The organism is Streptomyces toyocaensis, assembly GCF_000725125.1.
In the GTDB taxonomy this organism is placed as follows: Bacteria; Actinomycetota; Actinomycetes; order Streptomycetales; family Streptomycetaceae; genus Streptomyces; species Streptomyces toyocaensis.
Genome location: NZ_JFCB01000055.1, coordinates 1 through 21,280 on the forward strand (window position 1 = coordinate 1; position 21,280 = coordinate 21,280).

General features: G+C 73.4%; 20 protein-coding genes. All 20 read right to left on the reverse strand.

Going from position 1 to position 21,280, the window contains the following annotated elements; genetic code table 11:
- Positions 1–296: 296 nt before the first annotated feature.
- A complete protein-coding gene (locus BU52_RS31870) occupies positions 297–1,256 on the reverse strand; it encodes a helix-turn-helix transcriptional regulator (RefSeq protein ID WP_037941131.1) in 960 nt (319 codons plus the stop codon).
- 214 nt (positions 1,257–1,470) lie between these two features.
- The gene (locus BU52_RS31875; RefSeq protein WP_051858752.1) at positions 1,471–2,313 is read right to left on the reverse strand and encodes an ABC transporter permease; all 843 of its coding nucleotides are present in this window, start codon (positions 2,311–2,313) and stop codon (positions 1,471–1,473) included.
- 37 nt (positions 2,314–2,350) lie between these two features.
- On the reverse strand, positions 2,351–3,295 hold the full coding sequence (locus BU52_RS31880; protein WP_037941133.1) for a daunorubicin resistance protein DrrA family ABC transporter ATP-binding protein: 945 nt from the start codon (positions 3,293–3,295) through the stop codon (positions 2,351–2,353).
- A gap of 116 nt (positions 3,296–3,411) precedes the next feature.
- Entirely contained in the window at positions 3,412–3,951 is a 540-nt protein-coding gene (locus BU52_RS31885; protein ID WP_037941136.1) for a YbaK/EbsC family protein, read from the reverse strand.
- On the reverse strand, positions 3,951–4,697 hold the full coding sequence (fabG, locus tag BU52_RS31890) for a 3-oxoacyl-[acyl-carrier-protein] reductase (RefSeq protein WP_037941138.1): 747 nt from the start codon (positions 4,695–4,697) through the stop codon (positions 3,951–3,953). Before fabG ends, BU52_RS31885 begins: the two co-directional genes overlap by 1 nt.
- Before the next feature lie 29 nt (positions 4,698–4,726).
- The gene (locus tag BU52_RS31895) at positions 4,727–5,197 is read right to left on the reverse strand and encodes a 3-hydroxyacyl-ACP dehydratase FabZ family protein (RefSeq protein WP_037941142.1); all 471 of its coding nucleotides are present in this window, start codon (positions 5,195–5,197) and stop codon (positions 4,727–4,729) included.
- Positions 5,191–5,592: a 3-hydroxyacyl-ACP dehydratase FabZ family protein gene (locus BU52_RS31900; protein ID WP_037941145.1), complete on the reverse strand. Its 402-nt coding sequence runs from the start codon at positions 5,590–5,592 to the stop codon at positions 5,191–5,193. The genes BU52_RS31895 and BU52_RS31900 overlap by 7 nt, the downstream gene beginning before the upstream one ends.
- Positions 5,589–5,852 carry an acyl carrier protein gene (locus BU52_RS31905; RefSeq protein ID WP_037941148.1) on the reverse strand — a complete coding sequence of 88 codons (264 nt, stop codon included), beginning with the start codon at positions 5,850–5,852 and terminating at the stop codon, positions 5,589–5,591. Before BU52_RS31905 ends, BU52_RS31900 begins: the two co-directional genes overlap by 4 nt.
- A gap of 37 nt (positions 5,853–5,889) precedes the next feature.
- On the reverse strand, positions 5,890–7,002 hold the full coding sequence (locus BU52_RS31910; protein ID WP_037941151.1) for a beta-ketoacyl synthase N-terminal-like domain-containing protein: 1,113 nt from the start codon (positions 7,000–7,002) through the stop codon (positions 5,890–5,892).
- 58 nt (positions 7,003–7,060) lie between these two features.
- The gene (locus tag BU52_RS31915; protein WP_037941153.1) at positions 7,061–8,008 is read right to left on the reverse strand and encodes a beta-ketoacyl synthase N-terminal-like domain-containing protein; all 948 of its coding nucleotides are present in this window, start codon (positions 8,006–8,008) and stop codon (positions 7,061–7,063) included.
- Positions 8,005–9,141: a beta-ketoacyl synthase N-terminal-like domain-containing protein gene (locus BU52_RS31920; RefSeq protein ID WP_037941155.1), complete on the reverse strand. Its 1,137-nt coding sequence runs from the start codon at positions 9,139–9,141 to the stop codon at positions 8,005–8,007. Before BU52_RS31920 ends, BU52_RS31915 begins: the two co-directional genes overlap by 4 nt.
- Positions 9,138–10,394, reverse strand: coding sequence for a beta-ketoacyl-[acyl-carrier-protein] synthase family protein (locus tag BU52_RS31925; RefSeq protein ID WP_037941157.1), 1,257 nt, complete (start codon positions 10,392–10,394; stop codon positions 9,138–9,140). The genes BU52_RS31920 and BU52_RS31925 overlap by 4 nt, the downstream gene beginning before the upstream one ends.
- A gap of 111 nt (positions 10,395–10,505) precedes the next feature.
- Complete coding sequence (locus tag BU52_RS31930; protein WP_051858753.1) at positions 10,506–10,766, reverse strand: acyl carrier protein; 261 nt, start codon at positions 10,764–10,766, stop codon at positions 10,506–10,508.
- Positions 10,767–10,909: 143 nt separating this feature from the next.
- Positions 10,910–12,631, reverse strand: coding sequence for a phytoene desaturase family protein (locus BU52_RS31935; protein ID WP_037941158.1), 1,722 nt, complete (start codon positions 12,629–12,631; stop codon positions 10,910–10,912).
- Positions 12,632–12,709: 78 nt separating this feature from the next.
- On the reverse strand, positions 12,710–13,438 hold the full coding sequence (locus BU52_RS31940) for a 2-hydroxychromene-2-carboxylate isomerase (protein ID WP_037941161.1): 729 nt from the start codon (positions 13,436–13,438) through the stop codon (positions 12,710–12,712).
- Between the two features lie 29 nt (positions 13,439–13,467).
- Positions 13,468–14,469, reverse strand: a complete 1,002-nt coding sequence (locus BU52_RS31945) for a thioesterase family protein (RefSeq protein ID WP_037941164.1) — start codon at positions 14,467–14,469, stop codon at positions 13,468–13,470.
- A 16-nt stretch (positions 14,470–14,485) separates the two neighbouring features.
- Positions 14,486–15,310 (reverse strand): alpha/beta fold hydrolase, encoded by an 825-nt coding sequence (locus BU52_RS31950; RefSeq protein ID WP_051858754.1) that lies wholly within the window; start codon positions 15,308–15,310, stop codon positions 14,486–14,488.
- A gap of 237 nt (positions 15,311–15,547) precedes the next feature.
- Complete coding sequence (locus BU52_RS31955) at positions 15,548–16,735, reverse strand: NAD(P)/FAD-dependent oxidoreductase (protein WP_037941167.1); 1,188 nt, start codon at positions 16,733–16,735, stop codon at positions 15,548–15,550.
- A 206-nt stretch (positions 16,736–16,941) separates the two neighbouring features.
- A complete protein-coding gene (locus tag BU52_RS31960; protein ID WP_051858756.1) occupies positions 16,942–18,702 on the reverse strand; it encodes a non-ribosomal peptide synthetase in 1,761 nt (586 codons plus the stop codon).
- Positions 18,703–18,747: 45 nt separating this feature from the next.
- Entirely contained in the window at positions 18,748–21,063 is a 2,316-nt protein-coding gene (locus BU52_RS34430; protein WP_407702087.1) for an amino acid adenylation domain-containing protein, read from the reverse strand.
- Positions 21,064–21,280: the final 217 nt, after the last annotated feature.

A 21,280-nucleotide genomic window follows, 5' to 3' on the forward strand; every position in this document is an offset into this window, starting at 1 on the left:
GACGGCCGGGCGGCCTGCCCCCTGCGGTGCGTGGTGGTGCATGCCGTCGCATGTCCGGACGTGGCCGGGGCGCGGCGCTCCGGGCAGCCGTGGTGGGCCGGGGGCCCGGGGTTGTGTGGACCCGGTGGGCCGTGTGGGCCTGGTGGGCCGTGTGGGCCTGGTGGGCCTGTGGGCCCGGGGCCCTGTGAACCCGGTGGGCCCGGGGCCCTGTGAACCCGGTGGGCCTGTGGGCCCGGGGGGCCGGTGGGCCGGGGCCGTGGGTTCGTGTCGGTGTGGTGGGGCGGGGCCCGGTGGGGTCAGATCAGGCCGACCTGCATGGCGCGGGCACCCGCCTGGAAACGGCTGCGCGCGTCCAGCGCGACCATCGCGGCCGCCACGTCGTTGCGTACGGTGCGTACGCTGCACCCGAGACGGCGGGCTATGGCGTCGTCGGTGAGACCCTCGGCCAGCAGCCGCAGGACGATCTCGGTGCGGGGTCTGCGCGTGGTCGCGGTGGCCCGCGTGCGTCTGAGCTGACGTACCGCCGAGCCGCGCTCCCAGAGCCGCTCGGCCATCGCGCACAGCGAGTCCAGTTCCGCCGGGGAGCGCACCACCCGGGGTTCGCGGGCCTCGTCGACCACCACGGCCGCCGCGCCGTCCATGATCATGGCGTACACCGGCACCGAGTCGGTCATCCGGGGCTGGACGTCCTGCTGGGCCAGCCACTGCGCGTGGGCCATCGCGGGGTGGGCGTGGAAGACCGCGGGCGCCCACACGGCCCGCAGCCGCGTGCCGCGCCTGAGCGCCATGTCCACGATGGGTCGGGAGAAGGCGAAGTCGCCCTCCACGTGACGCGGGACGAGGAACACGACGTCGCTCTCGGCCTTGGCGACCATCCGCTCGATCACGGTGCACGCGTCGTGGCGGTACCCGTCGCCGTCCGCGGACTCCTCGATCCGCTCGACCGCCCGCTCGTGCAGGGCGATGAACCGGTCGATCTCGACCGGGCGGGGCTGCGGGGAGCGCCCCTCGTGCATCGACCGGGCCAGCAGGGCCGGAAGGGCGATGCACGGCTCGACCGCGCGGAAGGCGGTGGGGTCGTCCGCCGAGACGGCGGCGAGCCCCTCGGCCCGCAGTGTCTCCATCGCACCTGCAACCTCCGACGCCGGCCACTTCATGACCTGCGCCAGTTCCTGCGTCTGCCAGTTAGTCCGCCGGAGCAGCCTCCGGTACAGGAGCTCCGAACGTTCGTCGAGACCGATTCCGGATCGCGCCACGTCAACCTCTCGGACAGAGTCTTCCCGAGGGCATGTTTTGCCCTCTCGCGAGTTAAACCTAGGCACCGCGAGAACGGCTTGGAGTGTTCGGACTTCGGTTCGACAGCTTGGTGCCACCGGGAACGGGACATCCCGCCCACTGCGCTCGGGCAGGGGGCGGGATGAGGGCACAACCGGTCATCCGTTCCGTGGCCGGACGACCGGAGTCATGAGGTCACAGCACGCGGAACGACCGCTTCGAGATCGGCGCGCACACGCACACCAGGGCCAGGCAGACCGCGACGGTGGTGGCCAGTTCCGTCACGGTGACGTTCCCGGCCACCATGCTGCGCACGGCGTCGTTGGCGTAGGAGATGGGGTTGCCCTGGGCGATGACGCGGAGCCCGGTCGGCATCGACTCCGGCGGCACGAAGGCGTTGGAGGCGAACAGCAGCGGGAACGTGAGCAGTGTGGTGATCATGCGCAGCACGTCCCCGTTGCGCAGCAGCGCGGCCATCATGATGAAGATCCAGCTCATGGACCAGCCGACGAGCAGACTCATGAGGATCGCGCCCAGCACGCCGAGGATCCCGCCGGGGGGCGCGAAGCCGAAGATGAGCGCGGCCAGGACGGCGACGGAGATCAGCTGGTAGAGCGAGCGCGCCGCGTCGGCGAAGCTGCGCGCCAGCAGCACGCTGAACCGGTTGATGGGCAGGGTGTGGAAGCGGGTGATGACCTCGTTGCGCAGGTCGTTGATGAGACCGTTGCCCGCCTGCGCGCCCGCGGCGACCGCGGTGATGATCATGATGGCCGGGGCCAGGCCGTCGATGTACGCCATCTCCTTCGACATCCCCGGCGCCTCGCCCAGCACCTTCAGCACGCCGGCGAACATCAGCAGCATGACGAGGGGTTCGACGAACGTGACGATGATGACGCCCGCGTTCATGTAGGGCCGCAGCGAACGGCCGGTGAGGGCGACGGTCTGTGTGAACAGCCCGCTGGTGCCCCACTGGGAGGTCGCGGCGTCCCGCCTGGGCGGTGTCCGCCGGGGGCGCGCCTCGGCTTCGGCGACCGTCATCTCTGTACTCCTTCTACGGTGGGGTGGGTCGGGACGGTCACGCGGGCACCGGCGTTCCGGCGGACTCGTGGGTGAGCCTCAAATAAACGTCGTCCAGGGTGGGCTCGGAGAAGCCGAGTTCGGCTATCTCGGCGTGCGCCTCGTTCAGGGTGCGCACCACGGCCGCCAGGTCCGCGGAGGCGGCCACGGGGACGCCGAGGGCGGCCGAGGAGTCCTGCGCGGAGGTGGCCCGGAAGCCCGCCCCCTCCAGGGCGCGCAGCGCGGCCGGCACCTCCGACTCCGCCGCCAGCGTCACGGTCACCATGCGCTGCCCGACGGCCGCCTTGAGCTCGGCGGGCGTTCCCTCCGCGACCACGGACCCCTTGGAGAGCAGGGTGATCCGCTCGCAGAGCCGGTCGGCCTCCTCCAGGTACTGCGTGGTGAGCAGCACCGACACGCCGTCCTTGGCGAGCCGTTCGATGACCTCCCACACGGCGATGCGGGAGGTGGGGTCGAGCCCGGTCGTCGGCTCGTCGAGGAAGATGACCTGCGGGGAGCCGACGAGGCTCGCGCCGATGTCCAGCCGCCTGCGCATGCCGCCCGAGTACTGGGAGGCCGGCCGCTTGGCCGCCTCGGTCAGGTCGAACAGCTCGAGCAGTTCGTCCGCGCGGGCGAGGGCCTGGCGCCTGCTGGCACCGAGCAGGCGCGCGATCAGGGTCAGGTTCTCGCGTCCGGAGAGCTGCTCGTCCACGGAGGCGAACTGCCCGGTCAGACCGATGCGCCGGCGGACCTCCTGCGCGTCGGCCGACACGTCGAGGCCGCCGATCCGTGCGGTACCGGTGGTCGGCTCCAGCAGCGTGGACAGGATGTGGACCAGCGTGGTCTTGCCGGCGCCGTTGTGCCCGAGCAGGCCGTGGATCGACCCCTCGGGAACAACGACGCTCACACCGTTCAGCGCGGTGACGTCACCGAACGACTTCGTTACGTCGATTGCCTCAATCATGGGATTGGCCACGTGCGGGGCCTCCGTTGCTCTCTCCGGCGGCCCGGTCGCAGGCCATGGTTCGGACATGTTCGGGGGAATTTCCTCAACCGCTGCTTTGTGATGCTAGGGCGGTATCAGAACGGAGACGGGGCGCCTGCAGGTTGTTGAAATGCGGCGGCCGGTGAACTGTCCTGTTCGGCGATACGGGCGATACGCGGACGCGCCATGCGCAGGTAATCCGCGGTGGCGAGCGCCATGGACAGATCGAGCCGGGCGGCGTTGAAGAAGAGCGTGTCCCCGCGGAGCAGGTCCTCCTCGACGACGAGTTCGAGGTCGGGGTGGAAGGAGAAGGGGACGATGGAGCCGCTGACCGATCCGGCGAGCCGCTCGGCCGTCTCCCGGTCGGCGAAACCCGCCTTGCGCCCGCCGGCGCACGCGGCGACCCGGGCCAGGTCGAGGCGGCGGTCGCCGGGGACGACGGCCAGGACGTACCGGCAGGTCCGCTTGGTCGGCCGCACCGCGACCACCAGGCTCTTGGCGCTCTGCGCGAGAGGGTGTCCGCGCAGGGCGCTGGCCACCTCGGTGCGGCCCTCGGGGGCGTGCTCGATCAGCCGGTAGTCGGCGCCGTGGTGGTCGGCGAGCGCGCGCAGCCGCAGGTAGGTCTCCCCCGGCATCAGACCGTCAGGCCGCCGTCGATCTGGAGGACCGAACCGGTGATGTAGGCGGCCCGGTCGCTCGCCAGGTACGCGACTAGGTCGGCGACCTCCTCGGCCTGTCCGAAGCGCCGCAGCGGAATGCTCTTCGCGGCGTCCTTCTTGACCTTGTCGTCGAGTTCGGCCGTCATATCGGTTTCGATGAATCCGGGCGCCACCACGTTGGCCCGGATGTTGTACCGGCCGACCTCTTTGGCGAGCGCCTTGGAGAAACCGATGATTCCCGCCTTGGAGGCGGAGTAGTTCGACTGGGTGGCATTTCCGTAGACGCCCGCGATGGAGGAGATATTGATGATGGTCCCGGATTTCCGCTTCATCATTTCGAATATCACGGCACGGCACACGTGGTAGACGCCGTCGAGGTTGGTGTCCAGCACCTGGTGCCAGTCCTCGTCGGACATGAGGAGCAGCGGGTTGTCGCGGGTGATGCCGGCCGAGCTCACCGCCACGTCGATGGGGCCCAGTTCGGACTCCGTACGGGCGACCCAGTCCCGGACCGAGGCGGCGTCGGTCACGTCGGCCCGCACGGCCAGGGCCCGGTGGCCGAGTTCGGCCGCCTCCTTCTCCAGTTCCAGCGCGGCCTGCTCGTTGGACTGGTAGCAGAAGGAGACGTCGTGTCCCTCCGCCGCGAGCCGCAGCACCACGGCCCGGCCGATGCCGCGCGATCCGCCGCTCACCAGGGCGACCGGCGCTGTGTTCTCCGTCATGACACTCCGTAGGTTGTCGGGGCGGTGGTTCAGGAAGGGGGCGGCGCGAGCGCCTCGCCCGGGCGGAAGGCCATGGTGATCCCGCCCATGGTCAGCAGCGGTTCGCCGCCCACGGTGCTCTCGCCCTCGAAGATCATCGTGTCGCCGACGGCCCGCTGCAGGCGGGCGTGGTGCTCCACGGTGTCGCCGGGGAAGGCGCGCCGGTGGAACTCGATGCCGCTCATCGAACCGAACAGCATCACCTGTCCTTCGGCGGTCTCCCCGGCCAGGCGCTTGGCCAGGATGCCGGCGGTCTGCGTCCAGGACTCGATCAGCAGGAAGTCCGGGTAGGCGAGCTCGTCCGGCGTCGCCCGCGGGCCGAGCCGGGCGTACCAGGGCTCGTTGAGGGTGACGGCCTTGACCGCCCTGATGTGGTCCTCCCCCGCGTCGAGCACGCGGTCGACCAGCAGCATGGGGTAGCGGTGCGGCAGGGTGGCCCGCACCTGCGCGGGGGTCAGCACGTCGGCGCCCCCGCTCCGTAGCGCAGGCGGACCGAGGCCGTCCTGCCGCGCGCGGTGGCGACCTTGGCGGCACAGCGCCAGCCCTCCGCGCGCGGTGACCAGGTCACCTCGACGGACAGTTCGTCGCCGGGGTGGACGGCGGCGGTGAAGCGGGTGGACTCCACGGCCACCAGCCGCAGCCCCTCGGCCCGGGGAGGCCGCACCGACTCGGCGGCGCGGCGCACGCACTCCATCACGCAGACACCGGGAAAGATCGGGAAGTCCGGGTAGTGGCCCGCGAAGACCGGCTCGTCCTCGGTGACGGCGACCGTGAAGCCGGCCGTCCAGGCGCCGGACCCCTCGTCGTGGACGGGCTCGCCCACCGGCCGCGCGACGGCCAGGACGGGGCTGGTCACGGACGTTCCACCAGCTTGCCGCGGACCGTCTCGTAGGCGCTGTCCAGCGTCCGGACGGTGCTCATCTCCGCCTCGGTGAACTTGATGCCGTAGGTACGCTCCAGCACGACGACCACCTCGAGGGCCATCAGGGAGTCGACGCCCAGGGTGTGGACGAAGTCGGTGTCGTCGCCGACATCGGCCACGTCCGCGTCGATGGTCTCGGCGAGGAGGTGCCGCAGGTGTTCCCGGTCGAGTCCGGCGACCGCGTCGATCGGCATGTGTGATTCCTTTGCTGCGAGAAGGGGTGAGGTGGCGTCAGTGCGCCGTGAGGCGCAGTGCGGCGCAGGCCACGACGCCGTTGTCGTCCACCGAGGAGACGAGGGCGACGGCGCCCCGGGGCGTCCCGGGCTGCCCGGCGGCGGCCAGCAGGGCGCCGATCTGGAAGGCAGCGGAGGCCGCCGCAGTGTCGCCCACCGGCGTCATCGCCGGCGCGCGGCCGAGGACCTCCTCGCCGAAGCGTGCGGTGAGCACCTCGCGTTCCCGCTCTCCGACGGAGCCGGCCGGGCCGGAGGTGGAGACGGCCCACACGTCCCGGGCGTCCACGCCGGCGCGCCGCAGGACGCCGTCCACGCATCCGGAGAGGGCGTCGCCCGGGTCGTCGGCGTACACCCGCGACTGCACGGCCAGCACCTCGGCCAGGGCACGGTCCCGGGCGTCGGGCACGTCGCCCGATTCCAGCATGAACATGGCGCATCCCTCGCCGAGGACGGTGTCCGCGCCGTCCTCGCCGCGCCGGTGGTGGTCCAGCCAGGCGCGGGCGTCGGAGAACTCCTCGGCGGCGCCGGACAGCACCGCCCGCGCGCGGCCGGAGGCGAGCAGGCCGGCGGCGTAGCTCAGCGCGGACAGTCCGGCGACGCGGCCGCCGGCGATGGTGGTGTTGGGGCCCTTGAGGCTGTGCCGGATGGCGCACTGGCCGGCCGCGCAGTTCATCACCGCGTTCGGCATCAGCGAGGGGTCGACGTAGAAGGGCTTGTCGCCCTCCAGGGAGGCGCGGGTGAAGTCCATCATGCTCTGCGCGCTGCCGGTGGTGGTGCCCAGCACGAGGGCGGTCTCCTCGTCGGAGGCCGTGCGCCGGTCCCCTGAGTCCTCCAGCAGGTCGCGGACCGCGGTGACGGCCAGTCCGGTCACCCGGTCCATGGAGCGGGTGCCCTTCTTGCCCAGGACCTCGCGCAGTTCGAAGCCGGGGATCAGGCAGGCGTGGCTGTCGGGGGCCGCCCACTGCCCGCGGTCCAGCGGGGACCGGGTGTCCTGTCCGGCCAGCACGCCGGCCACGAACCTGTCCTTGCCGATGCCGTACGGCGACACCGCGGACCACGCGGTGATCACCGGCCGGGTCGCGGTCGCCGGCGCGCTCGCCGAAAGGGTCATGGTCACATTCCGTTCTGCTCGGTGGTGCTCGGTGTCCTCGATGTCCGGTGGGGGCCGTTCAGACCGCGGCCGGCTGGACGCCCGCCGGCACCGGCGGGCGCAGCACCAGCGTGGCGACGCCGTCGTCGGAGTCGGTGCCCGCCACCAGCCACATCGGGCCGTCGGCGCCCGCGTCGAGGGCGCCGACCGCCGCCGCGCACTGCACGACGCCCAGCGCACCGGACAGCTCGCCCCACACCGCGGCGAGGTCGTGCACGGGCAGTCCCTGGGAGAGCGCCGGGGCGGCGGCCGCGGGCGCGTACCAGGCGGCCGGCTCGGGCTCGACCTCGGCGAGTTCGCCGATGGTGCCCGCCACGTCCATGCCCCTGGTGTGCGCGCCGATCACGGCCCGCACGGTGGCACCGCGGGCCTCCGCGGCCTGGGCGTGCTCCAGCACGACGGCCGCGGCGCCGTCCACGAGGGGTCCGCCGACCAGGCCGCGCGCGATCTCGTTGTCCGGCTCGACACCCACCACGACGACGTGGTCGGCGCGGCCGGAGCGCAGCAGGGCGGCGCCCCAGCGGATCGCGTCGAGCCCGGAGGCGGGCCCGTTGCACAGCATCAGGTTGGGGCCCTTGAGCCCCCACCGGATGGCGATCTCGGAGGCGATGATGTTGCTGGAGGCGTTCGGGGTGTCCATGGGGCTGACGCCGTGGGTGCCCTCGTCGGCGATGGTCCTGACCACGCGGCAGACGGTGTCGACGTTGCCCAGGTTGGAGCTGACCAGCACCGCGGTGCGGGTGCCGTCGACGGTGAGCGCCCCCTCGGCGAGCAGTCCGGCGTCGATCAGCACGCGCTGTGCGGCGCACAGTCCGAGCTGGGTGGCGCGGTCCTTGTAGCGCAGGCCCTTCTTGCCGAGGACGGCGGCCGGTTCGACGGCGTCCCCGGGGCGGCTCGCGGTGGCCAGGGCGGCGGCGGAGTCGGCTCCCGGCAGGGCGACGCCGACTCCCGTGACGGTCATCATCATGATCCCTCCACAATGGCTACGGCGTTGACGCCGCCGAACCCGAATCCGTGCACCTGCGCCAGCGCCACCTCGTGCTTCTCCTCGCGGGCGCGGACCAGGCGCAGGCCGGCGGCCTCCTCGATGGGCTCGTCGAGGTTGACCAGGGGCGGCACCTTGCCGGTGGCCATGGTCTGCAGGGTCGTGACGAGGCTCATCAGGCCCGCCGAGCCACTGGTGTGACCGGTCATCGGCTTGATGCCGGTGAGCACCGGGCGGCCCGCGGCCTCCTGGAAGACCTCGCCGTAGGCGGTGATCTCCACCAGGTCGTTGAGCGGGGTGCCGGTGCCGTGCAGCATCACCATGTCGATGTCCTCGGGGCGGGTGCCGGCCAGCCGGTGCGCCTGCCGCATCGCCTCGGCGACCTGTGCCGGGTCGGGCGCGGTGGGGTGCTTGGCGTCGCAGGTCATGCCGACGCCGCGGAGCCTGCCCCACAGCCGGCCGCCCGGCCACTTGACGTGCTCCCCGCGCAGCACCACGGCCGCCGCGCCGTCGCCGAGGATGGTGCCCCGGCGGTTGACGTCCAGGGTGCGCAGCGCGGTGGGCGGGTTGGGCTGCACCCGGTCGGCCAGCCCGTGCATGGACTCGGTGATGGAGTCCACGCCCGCCACGATGACGGTGTCCGCCTCGCCCAGCGCCAGCAGGTCCGCGCCGAGCGCGAGCGTGTACAGGGAGGCGGAGCAGGCGTTGGAGACGGTGAGGGTGTCGGCGGTGCCGAACCGTTCCCGCAGGGCGGTGCCGAAGTGCAGCCGGTCGACGCCGAACGGCGCACCGTCGCGCCACCACAGTTCGGCGGAGCGCAGCTCGCGCAGTCCGGTGCCGACGAGCACCGGGATGCCCGACAGGTCCTCGCCGAGGCCCGCGTCCGCGGCGGCCTGGGCGACGGCGTCCAGCAGGAACCCGGTGGCCCGCAGGGTGCGGTCGCATCCCTCCGGCCGGTCGTCGATCTCGAACAGCTGCTTGCCGTTGTAGAGGCCGCTGTCGAATCCGCGCATCGGGCCGAGGGCGCCGCGTCCGGCGCACAGGCCGGCGAAGATCTCGTCGGCGTCCCGGCCGACGCTCGCGACGGCGCCGACGCCGATGATGGGCACTCTCATCGGACACCGTCCTGGTACTTGCCGAGGATCACGATGGCGTTGTTGCCGCCGAAGGCGAGACCGTTGTTCTGCACGACCCTCAGGTCCGCCTCGACCGACTGGTTCGGCACGCAGTCGATCTCGCACTCGGGGTCGGTCTCGCGGTGGTTGATGGTCGGGGGGATGAAGCCGTGGTGGATCGACAGGGCGCACGCGATGGCGGCCAGCGCGCTGGCGGCGCCCATGGTGTGGCCGAGCATCGACTTCAGGGAGACCGTGCGGGGCACGGTGTCGCCGTACACGTCGTGGATCGCCCGCGATTCGGTCACGTCGTTGGCCTTGGTGCCGGTGCCGTGGGCGGAGATGAGGTCGACCTCCGCAGGCTTGACACCGGCGTTCTCCAGGGCGATCTCCATGCAGCGGGCGACGCTGGACTGGTTCGGGGCGACCTGGTGGTAGGCGTCGCAGTTCATGCCGTAGCCGAGCACCTCGGCGTAGACGCGGGCGCCGCGGGCGCGGGCGGAGGCGAGGCTCTCCAGCATCAGGACGCCCGCTCCCTCACCGGTGAGGATGCCCTTGCGGTCGGCGTCGAAGGGGCGGCACACGTCCGGGGCGATGGTGCCGAGCCGGTAGAAGCCGGTGAAGGTCTTGCGGCACATGGCGTCGGCGCCGCCGCAGAGGGCGTAGTCGACCTCGCCGCTGCGGATGGCGTCGAAGCCCTGCCCGATGGCGTAGTTGCCGGCGGAGCAGGCGGTGGCGATGGTCACCGCCTCGACGTCGGACAGGCCGAGTTCCTGGGCGGCGGCTATGGAGAGGCGGTTGGGGTGGACGCGGCGGGCGACGGTGGGGTCCATGGCCGCGGGCCCCGAGGCCACCTCGGTGCCGACCAGGTGGTCGAGCTCGTAGGACTCTCCGTCGGTGGTGCCGATGGAGATCATGCCGCGCCGGGCGCGCAGGTCGTCCAGGTCGACGCCGGCGGCCTCGACGGCCATGCGGGCGGCGGCCACGGAGAACTGCGTGGCGCGGCCCAGGGTCTCGGTGGGCAGGTGGTGGATCCAGCGTTCCGGTTCGGCGCCGGTGATCTCGCAGCCGTTGGCGTGCGCGAAGCCCTCGGTGTCGAACAGGGTGATCGGCTTGGCGCCGCTGCGGCCGGCCCGCAGCCCTTCGGCGAACTCATCGGCGCCCACACCGATGCTGGAGAACACGCCGAACCCGGTCAGCACGACTCGGGTGGCCGCGTCGTCGCGCGACGCGTCGGAAACGTTCACTGACATCAATCTCCCTCGGTACGGCGTGGTCGCCTTGGATGAGGACGTGTGCCGGGGACGGCGGCCGGGCTGCGGAGGGCAGGGTGTCCGGCCCTCCGGCCGCCCGGCCCGTCGCCGTTACTTCTGGGCCGCGACGGCCTCGCCCACCACGGCGTAGACGCCGTCGAGGTTGACCATGCGCTCCAGCTCGGACTGCTCGATGGTGACCTTGAACTCCTTCTCGAGGCCCGCGAGGATCTCGATGGCGCGCAGCGAGTCCGCGCCGTGGTCCTCCTTGAAGAGGCTGCTGTCGGTCACCTCGTCCTCTTCCAGCTCCAGGACGTCGCAGACGATCTCCTTGATGCGGGCCTGGCTGTCGGTGTCGATGGCGGTGGTCATGTGAATCCCTCGTTCTTCCGGTCGTTCGGTGGTGAATCGGTGGGTCGTGGCGGCCCACGGCCTGGCGGGCCGGGCCGCACGTCTGTGTGCGCGTGACCGTTCGCGGGGTGTGCGCGGTCGTGCGCCGGGCGCGGGTGCGCTCGTCAGCGGGAGCCGGCGGGGCGCGGTGGCGCGAGCCTGAAGGGGCGCGGGACGGCGGTGCGCCGTGCGCTGCCGCGGCACACCTCCCTGGGGTCCCAGCCCGGCCGGCGTTCGGGCAGCAGGTCCGGGTCGCCGTACACGGTCCCGGCGCGGGCGGCGGCGAGCAGCGGCTCGCCGAGGATGCCGGCGGCGCAGCCGATGCCGCCGAGCATGACCCCCGCGATGCCGTTTCCGGCCTGGGTGCTGGCGCCGACCACGTGCAGGCCCTCGATGGCGGTCGCGGTGCCGGGGCGGGCGGTGCCGCCCCACTCCGCCATGCCGAAGGGGGTGCCGCCGGTGGAGAGGGTGTACCGCTCGTGGGTGAGCGGGGTGGCCGCCTCCAGGTGGGTGATGTGCGGGCGCAGGGGGCCGAGGGCCTTTTCCGCAGCGTTCAGCGTGGCCTCGGTGAGTTCCCGCTTGCGCCGCAGGTAGGTGGGGTTGCGGCGGTAGTCGCCGCCGCCGGCCGGACCCTCGTCGACCCCCCACCACCTGTAGTCCGGCGGGCACAGCGTCATCACCTGGAGGTTGGCGTGTCCCGGCGGGCACAGCGCGCGGTTGTCCGGGTCCTTGAGCGAGGCGAAGGAGCAGAAGAGGAAGGGGACGTCGCCCGTGTCGCCGTCGCCCACCCGGTCGAAGTAGCCGTCGATGTCGTCGGTGTCGTACCACCACAGGTTGGCGTTGGGCCGGTCCCGCAGGGCGGTGTCCAGGCCGAGGTAGAGCACCAGCCAGGGCATGCCCATCCGTGCCCGGCGGGTGCGGGTGACGACGGACTTCTGGAAGTGCTCCTCCCCGACGAGTTCCAGCACGGTGCGCGGGTAGTCCGCGTTGGACACCACCAGGTCCGCGGCGATGACCTCACCGTCCGCCAGGTGGACGCCGACGGCCTTGCGGTTCTCGACGAGGATGCGGGCCACCCTGCTGCGGGTGCGGACCTGTCCGCCGTGGGCCTCGATCACCTCGACCAGACCCGCGGCGAGCATCTGCCCGCCGCCGGCCGGGAAGTAGGCGCCGCGCAGGTAGTGGTCGGTGACGCTGGTGTGCCGCGCCACGGTGGCCTGCTTCGGGGTGAGGCCGTAGTTGGGCGCCTGGGCGGCGAGCACGGTGCGCGCCCTCGGGGACAGTCCGCAGTGCCGGAACAGGTCGTCCAGCGTGCGCCGTCCCCACTGCCGGATGGTGGCGGTGCGGGCGGCGATGTCCTGGGGCGCCCACCGGTGGGCCTCGAACAGCGCGGCACGCTGTTCCTCACCCAGCGCCGAGCAGATGTCGGCGAAGGTGTTCAGCCCCTCCGCCTCCTCGGGCATGGCCTCGGTGAGGCGGCGCCGGTACGCCTCCCACCCGGCGGGCATGTCCACGGACACGCCCGGCACCCGGATGAGGTCGAAGCGGTCCTGGTCCATCTCCAGGAAGTCGACCCGGTCGCCGAGTCCGACGCCGGACAGGATGCTCGGGATGACTCCCCCGGGCGCGCAGTCGCCCAGGTAGTGCACGCCCACATCGAATTCGTAGGTACGGCGTCGCCGGAACACATGGCTGTTGCCGCCCACGATCGAGAACTGCTCCAGTACCAGGACGCGCTTGCCCGAGGCGGCCAGATACGCGGCGGCGGTGAGCCCGCCGAGTCCGGCACCGACCACCACGGCATCCCAGTCGGTGCCGCGCCCGGTGCCGTGCGCGTCGCTGTCCACAGTCGTCTCCTCGTCGTGTGCCGTGGGGTGGGGTGGTGCCCCGGCCTCCGCACAGGCCGGGGCGCTTGGGGGCGGCGGTCAGCCGCAGCCGCCGGCGTGGCCCTGGTCGCCGCCGGCCGTCAGCAGGTCGGCGTGGGAGGCCGGGTCCGGGGCGTCGGCCGCCGTGGCGGCCGGACCGCCGGCGGGTCCGTCGCCCAGGACGGCCCGGACGAAGGGCGCGACCCGGTCGACGCCCCAGAACTTGTCCCGGCCGTGGAGGAAGAACGGCACACCGAACAGCCCGTCGTGGGCGGACTCGGCGAGCAGCGCGGCGCCCCGCTTGCGCAGGTCCGGGTCCTGGGCGGCGGTGGACAGCCGCCGCTCGTCGAGGCCGAGCTCCCGCGCGATGCCGGCGATCACCTCCGGGTCGGAGATGTTCTTGCCGTCCTGCCAGCGCGCCTGGTAGGCGGCGGCCACGAAGTCCTTGCCGCGGCCCTCGTCGTCGGCGGCGATCCACGCCAGGTGGGACACCTCCCAGCAGGGGTCGCGGTCGATCGGCCAGCTGATGTCCGTCAGCCCCCGGTCGGTGGCGAGCCTGCGGGTGTCCTGCAGGATGTAGAAGTTCTTCGCCCGGCTCATGGCGACGATCGGGAGGGTGACGCCCTCCTCGGCCAGCAGCCGTGCGGTCTCCTCGTCCGGCTCCCAGAACGGCAGCCAGTCGATGGCGTCGAGCACCTCGGGGTGGGTGCTCATCAGGTCGCGGTAGGCGAACCAGGAGTAAGGGCTGCGCAGGGAGAAGTACCAGCGCGGCCGGCGGCGGGAAGCCATGGGGGTCCTCCGGGCTGTCGGGTCGGGGGTCACTCGCCGCGCAGCGCGCGCAGGACCTCGTCGTCGAAGACGGCCATCTGCCACTCGGAGTCCGGGGTCTCCTTGTGGCAGTAGCCGTGGGTGATCTCGCCGGTGGCGGTCCTGACGAGGTTGCCGTCCCGCACGACGTAGAAGTCCATGCGGGAGGTGTAGAGCATGTCCTTGAAGACGGACTCCACCGTGTAGACGGAGTAGAGGTCCTCCTCCATGGCCGCCTCGTCGGTGAAGCGCAGCTTGTTCGACGTCACCACGGGGATCCAGCCGCGCTCGTCGAGCAGCCGCTTGATGCTGATGCCGCGGGAGGCGACGAAGAGGTGCTTGGCCTCCTCCATCTGGCGCAGGTAGCCGGACATCTGCATGCGCTCGGTGAAGTGGCAGTAGTAGTAGGGGATCCGCCACTTCCAGCCGATGGCGTTGTCGTCGCCGATGATCTCGGCGAGCACCGGGTCGGGCGAGGCGTCCTCACCGCGGTGGAACGCGCCGTGGAGGTCGTCGACCGGGGTGGAGGCCAGCTCGCTGGGCTCGGCGGTGGCGAGCCGGTCGACCACGAAGCGCTCCAGCTCCGCGGGGAGCGGGGCGGGGTCGGGGATCGCGGTGTCACGGCGCAGCAGCACGCGGAACTTGGAGGTGACGGCCTTCTTGGGGGCGCCGTCGCGCTCCACGATCGCCGCCACCGCGAACACCATCTCGCGGTCGGTGTCCTTGGTCTTGGGGGTGACTTCGAGGGTCACGTCGTCGTCGAGGGTGAGGACGGTGTGCAGACGGGTGTCGACGCCGACCACGTCGAAGTTCACGCCGTGCACCAGGTACAGCTCGGTGGCGCCGAGGCCGACGGCCCGGAAGTGGTCGAGCACGGCCGCTTCGAGCAGGTAGTTGTCACACTTGAAACCGATCGCGGTGTTGATGTTGCCGCCCTCGTAGGAGGGGCGCATGGTCACCGAACTCGGCTCGGTCAGCAGTTTCTTGATGTCGACATCGGTCAGGGTGGCCATCGATGTACTCCCGTACTCAGTTGACCGCCGCCGGGGGGTGCCCCGCCGGCAGCGTGGTGAGGAATTGCTGGACAGCGAGCGAGAATCGGTCGGGGCGCTCGGCCATCGGAGTGTGCGCGCAGCCGTCGATCCGGTCGATCGAGGCGTTGCCGAGCCGGGCCGCGAGCGTGGCGCCCTCGACCGGTGGTGCGATCGGGTCCCGGTCGCCGGTGACGACGTGGACGGGCAGGCCGACCAGGCCGACGGGCAGGAAGGGGGTGTGCAGATAGGCGTGCAGGTGGCGGACCACCCAGTGGGGGCCGAGCTGTTCGCAGGAACGCTCGGCCATCTCGGCCCGCAGGTCCGCGGCGAGCGGCTTACGCGACCGGGCCAGGATGCCGTCCTCCGCGCCGAGCCTCAGCAGGTCGAGGAAACCGGGCAGTTCGGCCCAGGTGAAGTCGTCGGGACGCTGCCGGTAGAACGGTGAGACCAGGACGGCGCCCTGGATCCCGAGTTCCTCCCGCGGGTCCCGTCCGGCCGCCGCCATGCCGGTGAGCAGGGTGAGCAGCAGGACCGACGCGTACGAGTGCGCGATCACCACGTCCACCCGGCCGGGTGTCCGCCGTACCGCCTCGGTGATCCAGGCGGTGTCGTCCCGTTCGGCCACCGCGTAGGTGCCGCCCGCCCGCCACGGCAGGCCGGCGGTCCACAGCTCCAGGTCCGGCGGCCGGTGCGCGACGAAGGCGTCCCAGCAGCTCTCGCTGCTGCCGAGGCCGTGCAGCAGCAGGGCACGCCGGCCGGCTTCGCCGGACGGGGACCGCCGCCGGAGCACGAGCGGCTCGGCATCGCCAGTTCGGAGCACCGGACATTCCTTTCCCAGGGAATTCGGGCAGCGGAGAACACGCCGGGCGGGGAATTCTTCTTTCCCCCCGGGCGGACGTCCGCCACGCTAACAACCTTCTCCGCGCCGCCAGATGGTCGGCCGGTGATTTTGCAGCGATATGCAATCCGCCGCGGGGGCGCGCTTTTCCGGCGCGCCGCACACTCGAATCATCCAGGAATTACGGCCCGCCGAAAGAGCCGTTTCAGCAAGCTGCGACTACAGCTGTTTCCACGCGGCCACGACGTCGTCGGCGGCGGTGTGCGCCGCCAGTGACCGGCGGGCCGCCACGAGGGCCTTCGGCCAGTTGACGGTCAGGACGGCGGCCAGGCGCTCCCCGCGCCCGTAGGCGACGGCGAACCGGCGCGGGGCGACCCCGGCCCGCACCACGGCGACCCGGTCGCCGGGTTCGGGCCGGCCGAGCAGGGTGATCTTGCCGCCGTACTGGTCGGACCAGACGAAGAAGTCGTGCCGGTGCGGCGGTTGCTCCCGCCCGGCGATGTCCCGGGCCACGGCGCCGGCCTCCTCCACGGCGTTCGTCCAGTGCTCCGTGCGGACGTGCCGTCCGAGGAGCGGGTCGTACCGGCGGGCGACGTCGCCCACGGCGTACACCGTGCGGGCGGCGTCGGCGGCGCCGTGGGCGTCGCACAGGACGCCGCCGTCGGCGTGCAGGGGGATGCCGGAGCCGGCCAGCCAGCCGGTGTTCGGGTGGACGCCGATGCCGACCACGACGGCGTCGGCGGGCAGCACGCTTCCGTCGGCGAGGGCCACGCCGGTGACGGACGGCTCGCCGACGAGCGAGGCGACCCGGGCGCCGGTGAGCAGCCGTACCCCGTGGTCCGCGTGCAGCAGGGCGAGTTCGGCCGCCACCTCCTCCCCCAGCAGCCCGGACAGCGGTGCGGGCAGTTCCTCCACGACGGTGACCTCGAGGCCGCGGGCGCGGGCCGTCGAGGCCACCTCGGCCCCGACGAACCCGCCGCCCACGACGACCAGCCGGCCCCGGCCGGCCCGGTCGAGGTCGGCCCGGAGCCCGTGGCAGTCCGCGAGGGTGCGCAGCACGTGCACGCCCCGGCGGGGCATGCCGGGCAGCCGGCGCGGGGAGGCGCCGCAGGCGAGGACCAGCCGGTCGTAGCCGAGCCGGGTGCCGTCGTCGAGCCGCAGCACGCGCCGGTCCGTGTCCAGGGCGGTGGCGGCGGCGACGCGGCGTGCGGCGTGCCACTGCGCGGGGTCGCCGAGCGAGGCGCGCCCGGCCTCCCAGTCGCCGGCGAGGATCTGCTTGGACAAGGGGGGCCGGTCGTAGGGGGCGTCCGGGTCGGGGTCGACGAGGATGATCTCCCCGGTGTGGCCCGCCTCCCGCAGCCCGGCCGCGACCCGGCTGCCGCCGACCGACGCACCGACGACCACCACACGTTCACCACGCGCAGCGGGCCCGACGGACTCAACGGGTCCGGCGGACGCCGCGGGGCGGGCGGGCGCCGCAGACCCGGCGGGCGCCGCAGACCCGGTGGGCGCCGCGGGGCGGGCGGGGGCCGCAGGCACACCGCTCACCACAGGCCCGGGGGGCGTCGTGGGGTCGGTGGGTGGGTGGTCGGCGGGCGTCGTGGGGTCGGTGGTCACGAGACGGCTCCCTCGGGCACGGGGCCGGGGGCGTGTGCCGCCAGGGCGCGCGGGGTGCGCAGCTCCAGGACGTCGCGCAGCCCGAAGGTCAGGCCCTCCTTGCGGGCCCGGCCGGCCAGCCGGGCGGCACGGAGGCTGTCCCCGCCGCGGGCGAAGAAGTCGTCGTCGAGGTAGACCGCGGGCAGCCCGAGGACCTCGGCGAACAGGGCACACAGCCGCGCCTCGGCCTCGTTCCCCGGCGCGGCGCCGACCGGCCCGTCCTCGGCCGGCGGCTCGGGAAGGGCGTCCTTGTCGAGCTTCCCGTTCGAGGTCAGGGGCAGTTCGGCGACCACGACGACGGCCGCCGGGACCATGTAGGAGGGCAGCACCCGGGCCACGGCCGTGCGCAGGTCCGCCGGGTCGGGGCGCGCGCCGTCCTCGGGGACGACGTAGCCCGCCAGGTACCGGTCGCCGGCGCGGTCCTCGCGGGCGATCACGGCCGCCTGCCGCACCCCCGGCCGGGCGGCCACCACCGAGGTGACCTCGCCGAGTTCGATGCGGTAGCCGCGGATCTTGACCTGGTCGTCGGTGCGGCCCAGGTACTCCAGGAGCCCGTCGGGCCGCATCCGCGCGATGTCGCCGGTGCGGTACATCCGCCCGCCGCCGGGCGCGGCCACGAACCGCTGCGCCGTCAGCGCGGGGCGGCCCAGGTAGCCGCGCGCCACCTGGCCGCCCGCGATGTACAACTCGCCCTCGGTGCCGGGCGGGACCGGCCGCAGCCGCTCGTCCAGGACCTGCAGCGTGGTGCCCGGGGTGGGCCGGCCGATGGGGGTGGCGCCGGGCTCGACCGGGTCGTCGGGGCCGAGGGAGAAGACGCAGCAGCCGACGGTCGCCTCGGTGGGGCCGTACTCGTTGACCACCGTGGCGCCCGGGTGGGTGCGCCGCCACCGCTCGACGACGTCACCGATGAGCATCTCGCCGCCGACCACCAGGTCCGCGGTGGGCGACAGTTCGGCGGGCAGCGCGGTGAGCAGCGGCAGGTGGGAGGGGGTCGCCTTGACGAAGGCGGGCCGGCCGGGCGCCGCGCCGGGTTCCGGTTCCCGGTCCAGCGATCCGACGCGCACCCGGCCGCCCTGCAGCAGCGGCCCGTACAGCGCGGTGACGGTGAGGTCGAAGGCGACCGGGGAGTGCAGCAGCGCGCTCTCCGCCAGGCCCGGGTAGGCGGCGCAGGCGAACTCCAGGTAGCGCAGCAGGGTGTCGTGCTGCACCGTCACGCCCTTGGGGCGACCGGTGGAGCCCGAGGTGTAGATGACGTACGCGAGGTTCCGCGCGGTGAGCGGGCACGGCCGGTCGGCGTCCGTGGGGTCGTGCGCCGGGCCGCCGGACGCTTCGGCGGCGGCGACCACCTCGGGGACGCGGACGGTGGTGAGACCCGCGGTGCCGGGGCCGTCGTCGTGGACGAGCATCAGGTCCAGGCCGGTGTCCTCGACGATGAACGCCAGGCGCTCGGGCGGGCAGTCGGCGTCGACAGGGACGTACGCGGCGCCCGCCTTGAGCACGCCCAGCAGGGCGACCAGCAGGTCGTCCGACCGGGGGACGCGGACCCCGACGACCTGCTCCGGGCCGACGCCCCGGGCGAGCAGGTGGTGCGCCAGCAGGTTGGCCCGGTGGTTGAGCCCCGCGTAGTCCACCTCCCGCCCGTCGCAGTGGACGGCGACGGCGCGCGGGGTGCGCGCCACCTGCGCCTGGAAGAGTTCGGGGAGGGACGGTTCAGCCATCGTGATGTCCTCTTGCTGTCCTCGTGCGGGGGAAGTCGTCCGGGGTCATCCGGCGTGGTCCGCGGCCAGTTGCCGGATCGTGGGCCGCAGGTACAGGTCGCGCATGGCGACCGTGGGACCGCCGCGCCGACGCAGGGCGGCACCCACGCGCATGGCGAGCAGCGAGTTGCCGCCCAGGTCGAAGAAGTTGTCGTCCGGGCCGACGGGTACGCCGAGGACCTCCGCCCAGACGTCGAGCAGCGTCCGGGCGAAGGCGTCGCCCGGAGGCGTGCCGGGCGCGGACGCCGGGACGGCGGAGGCGGGGGCCGCGGGGGCGGGGGCCGCAGGTGCCGCCTGGGCGGGCGCGGGCAGCCGGCGCGTGTCGAGCTTGCCGTTGGTGGTGAGCGGCATCCGGTCGAGCGCGGTGACCGTCGACGGCACCATGTACTCGGGCAGGAAACCGCTCGCGCGCTGCCGCACGGAGGCCGTGTCGTCGCCGTCCATCACCACGTACGCGTCGAGCTGCGCGGTCGCCGCGTCGTCGGGGTCCGCCCGGTTGAGCACGACGGCCGCCGCGGTCACCCGGGGGTCGTCCAGCAGCACCGAGCGGATCTCGTCCAGCTCGATGCGGAAGCCGCGCAGCTTGACCTGGCTGTCCAGCCGCCCCAGGTGCTCCAGCCGCCCGTCGGGCAGCAGCCGGCCCATGTCGCCGCTGCGGTACTCCCGTTCGCCGGTGCGCGGGTCGGTCAGGAACCGCTCGGCGGTGAGCTCCGGCCGGTTGAGGTAGTGCGCGGCGACGCCGGCCCCGCCGACGCGGATCTCACCGGCGACACCGGCCGGCAGGGTCCGGCCCTCGGGGTCGGCGACCCGTACCGACCAGCCGGGCAGCGCGTGGCCGACCGACTTGGATCCGGAGAGCGCCTCGGCCCGGGTGACGGTCTGCGCGGTCACGTGCACCGTGGTCTCGGTGATGCCGTACATGTTGACCACCCGGCACTCGCTCTCCGGGTGCCGGTCGAACCAGGGCAGCAGCATCCGCGGGTCGAGCCCCTCCCCGCCGAAGACGACCAGCCGCACGGGGGCGGCGTCCGCGCCGTCCCGCTCGACCTCCACGAGGTGGGCGAAGGCCGACGGGGTCTGGCTGAGCACCGAGACGCGCTCCTCGCGCAGCAGCCGGTGGAAGTCCTCCGGCGAGCGCGACACCCAGTAGGGCACGACGACCAGCCGGCCGCCGGTGAGCAGGCAGCCCCAGATCTCCCACACCGAGAAGTCGAAGGCGCTGGAGTGGAACAGCGTCCAGGTGTCGTCCTCGTCGAGGGCGAAGTCGTCGGCGGTGGCGGCCATCAGGCTGAGCACGTTGACGTGCGGGACGACCACGCCCTTGGGGCGGCCGGTGGAGCCGGAGGTGTAGATGACGTACGCCGGGTCGGCGGGGCCGGTGTCCGACGGCGGCGGCCCGTCGCACCGCTCGGGGGCGTGCTCCTCGAGTTCCGCCGGGGACAGCACCCGGACGGTGCCGCCGCCGGGGAAGCCGGCGCGGTCGGTGAGCACGGTGGTGAGTCCGGCGTCCGACGTCGTGTAGGCCAGCCGGTCCTCGGGGTAGGCCGGGTCCATGGGGACGTAGGTGGCGCCCGCCTTGAGCACCGCGAGCAGGGTGACGATCAGCTCGGCGGAGCGGTCGAGGCACACCCCCACGCGGTCGGAGCCGGCCACGCCCAGGGCGCGCAGGGCGTGCGCGAGCCGGTCGGCGCGGCGGTCGAGTTCGCCGTAGGTGAGCCGGGTCCTCTCGTGGCACACGGCGACGGCGTCCGGCCGCGCGGCCGCGATCGCGGCGATCGCGGTGTCGACGCGCCGCGGCATGAAGGACGGCAGCGGGGCGGACCGCCGGTGCGCGGCGAGGCGTTCGGCGTCGTCCTCCTCCCACGGCCGTACGTCGGCGACGGGGGTCTCCGGTGCCTCGACGAGCGTCCGGTGCGCCTCGCGCAGGTGGCGCAGGAGCCGGCCGGCGATGCCGGCGGACAGCGTCCGCGGGGAGAAGTCGCAGCGGAGCAGCCGGTTGCCCGCGGGGCCGCGCTCCACGGTGACGGTCACCGGGAACGGCGGACGCTGGAACGGCCGGTACTCGGCGCACTCCGCGCCGGGCAGGTCGGCCGCCGGGTCCCGGTCGGCGAGGACGAGCCCCAGGGGGGCGGCACCGGCCGCGGTGAGGGCGCCGCGGAGCTCGCCCGTGCACCGGGCGGGCCCGGCGGCCAGGTGGGCGCGGAGTTCCTTGTCGGCGGTGCCGAGGGTGTTCCCGCCGTCGGCCGTCACCGGCACCAGGGCGAGGTGTTCACCGCCGGCGGCCTCGTCCGGGAGCAGCGCCGCGACGGCGGTCGTCCGCACGCCCTCGTAGCGGGCGAGGACGACGCCGAGGGCGGTGGTCCAGCTCACGGCGTCGGTGACGGGGTGGTCGGCGGGCAGCGGCAGCGCACGGACCTCGGGCTCGTCCGGCCCGTGCGCCCGGCCGAGGCCCCAGGCGGGCCGCGCCGCGGGAGCGCACGCGACGAGCTCGGCGGCCTGCCGGGCGGCGTCGGCGGTGGGGGCGCAGGCGCCCGCGGGG